Raw genomic sequence first — 2,685 nt, 5'->3', positions numbered from 1 at the left:
CAAAGACTTGCGGTATTCGGAATTATTTATTCCGGAGATTCAGATCAGAATCCTTAGAGCGGTCAGGCCGTCATCCGATCCGTCACGTTAGTGCCCGATGCTGGCCAGATGCGCAGACATGTCGTAGGCGTTGCCTTCAACCAGAATGTCGAGGTGCAGGCCAATCATGCTCACCGGCGCGTGGCGGCGATCGGGATGAATCGCGGAGTGCTGGAGTCGGGAGGTATCGACGACGGTGATGCCTCCCGTCCCCACGACTTGCAGCTTCTGGTCCGGACCGATGAATGCAGCGGTGTCTTCATCGAGCCCGATGCCAATGGCATCCGGGTTGTAGGTCAAGGCCATCAGCATGCGCCCGAGCCGGTCCTGATGGCGAAAATGTTGATCGATAACCAACTTGTCGATCAGGCATAAGCCGGGTGCCAATTCGACAATATCCGCGCGAGGCGTCGTGCCGCTTTTGCCGGCTACGATCATTTGCCTTGGCAGAAACGCTGCGCCGGCCGAGACGCCCGCAACGTGCGTCCCCTTTGCATTCAGGCGGCCTATTTGCTGAGCGACGGGCGTGGCGCTGAGCGTCTCGGCGAGGCGGGCCGGATCGCTCCCGATGAGGAAAACCCCGTCAACGCCGCCGAGCGAGTCGTCCCTTGCCCTTTCGCAATCCGTTCGATTCTCGAAGTTGAATGCACTGACGCGATTCACGCCGAGATCACGGAATGCCCGTTCGTAACGGTCGCCAAAATCCTCTTCATCAGAGCCTGCCGAGAGAATGGCGATGTGCGCGCGGGAGCCACCGCAAAGCTCAGCGAAGCGCCGCAGGATAGGGGCCGCCTTGCGGGCCGCTTTGCCGTCACCGCCTACGGCGACGATAAAGCCTCTTGTCCCGGCTGCGAGCGCTCTTGAACGATTCAAACCTTCACCCCTTAACTCGGAGCCGGCAGTCGTACACCGTCACGGTCTTATGGACGGAAGCGCGGCGACATTGCGGCAGGCGCAGAAGGGCGCCAGCGTTTTGCAAAGAACCGATCGAGCTATCAGCGGAATATCGGTCAGCGGATATTTCCAACGATCACGTTAACGCGGCGGCGTTCAAGCCGGCCGTGCCGTGGCTCTTTGCAGTGAGTCCCGAGCTCAGCAGCGTGTGGCTTCCCAAGTCGTACAGGTTGCCGTCGGTAAGGATATGTAGGCGAACTCCGGTCAACCCTACGGGTTCGCCATGGCGGGTCGAACCGGCGGCGGAGTTGTGCAGGCTCGACCCTTCGATGATGGTGACGCTGCCGGTGCCGACCACCTCGAGCGTGTCGTCCGGCCCGATGAATGCAGCCGTATCTTCGTCGAGCCCAATGCCGGCTCCGAAGGGGATCGACGCGACCGCAGTGAGCAGGCGCCCGAGCCGGTCACGCTGGCTGAAATGCTGGTCGATCACAAAGCGGCTGACAAGCCCCAAGCCCGCTGCGAGGTCGACCATGCCGGCACGAGGCGTGGCGCCGCTCTTGCCCCCGGCGATCATCGCGGTCGACATCGCCGAAGCCCCGGCGGAGGTGCCGGCGATGTGCATGCCTTGCGTATTACGGCTGCAGAGCTTTTGCGCGGCCGACGTGCCGCTCAGCATCTCGGCGAGGCGCACCTGATCGCCCCCCGTCATGAAGACGCCATCGGCGTGATCGAGCACCTCGAGGTATCGCTGCGACTCGCAGTCCGCCCGGCTTTTGAATGGCAGGATGCTGATCTGTCCGGCACCAAGATCACCGAACACCGATCCGTACACATCGCCCGTATTGTCCAACGACGAAGCCGTCGGAATGACCGCAATATGCGCGCTCGGCCCGCCGCAAAGTTTGACGAAGCGCCGCAGTATAACGGGGTTCTGGACCCGATTCTCGGCCCCGCCGATCGGAACAATAAAGCCCCGTGTTGGGTTTTTTGGCGATCTTCCCGGACGCATATCTTTTCCTCGCAAGGCTTGAGCGTATTGTCCGCAGTGGGTACGGCCCCCGGAATTGTCCGCTGGGGGCCAAATCCGCCCGCCGTCGCGGGTCCAGATGCACAAGCGAGAATCGTTCCAACCAAGCCTGCGAGCCACCACCTCGCGGACCTGCGTCGGACCAGAGGCTGGAAAAATTCCGGTTAGCGCGGTGCGCACTGGAAATCATCTCCATTACATTATGGTGCAAAAATGAACCAATGTGGTGCGGATCTGCTGCGTCGCTGAATGACCAGCTTAGACATTCGCCCGTCACGCGGAGCAAGAGCGATGACTGGCGGTTCGAATCAGGTGCACCAACAGATTCACGTAGCCCAGTCATCGCGCGAGCCGGGCTTTTTGCGTTCCGGCTTCCCACCTCATGATTGCAAGTTCTTAGGAAGATTGAAAATTCTTGACGCGGGCGAAAGCGGATCTCCAGAGTTGCCGAGAGCAGCCGTTCGAACTCCCTCCCTTCAACCGTCGATGGTAAGGATCGAACGCATAGATTGGCAGGCACTCGCAAGTTGGATTAGCCGTTGTTCGTCGACTCGGACGGTTGAACTTTCTCGTGAGCCAACATTCCCGACCAGCGAAATCTGGCTATCCGAATGGCTGCAACATGCTGAGTACTCGCCGGCCGACACAACCACGCGAACGGCCGTTGTACCTTGGAGAGCCGCCGTTAACGGTACGCGGGATCGAAGGGCGGTTGTGGGTCT

Annotated in this window: 2 protein-coding genes; both read right to left on the bottom strand. The window is 60.6% G+C overall.

Translation table 11 applies throughout. The features are described 5' to 3' along the window. Nucleotides 1-87: 87 nt before the first annotated feature. Complete coding sequence (locus PQR02_RS40100) at nt 88-912, bottom strand: cyanophycinase (RefSeq protein WP_408243337.1); 825 nt, start codon at nt 910-912, stop codon at nt 88-90. Nucleotides 913-1,069: 157 nt separating this feature from the next. Then, nucleotides 1,070-1,945 (bottom strand): cyanophycinase, encoded by an 876-nt coding sequence (locus PQR02_RS40095; protein ID WP_408243336.1) that lies wholly within the window; start codon nt 1,943-1,945, stop codon nt 1,070-1,072. Nucleotides 1,946-2,685: the final 740 nt, after the last annotated feature.

Origin of the sequence: Paraburkholderia sediminicola (assembly GCF_046026895.1) — a bacterium.
Classification (GTDB): Bacteria; Pseudomonadota; Gammaproteobacteria; order Burkholderiales; family Burkholderiaceae; genus Paraburkholderia; species Paraburkholderia sediminicola_C.
Note: the sequence above shows the minus strand (reverse complement) of the source record. Positions and strands in the feature narration are given on the sequence as shown.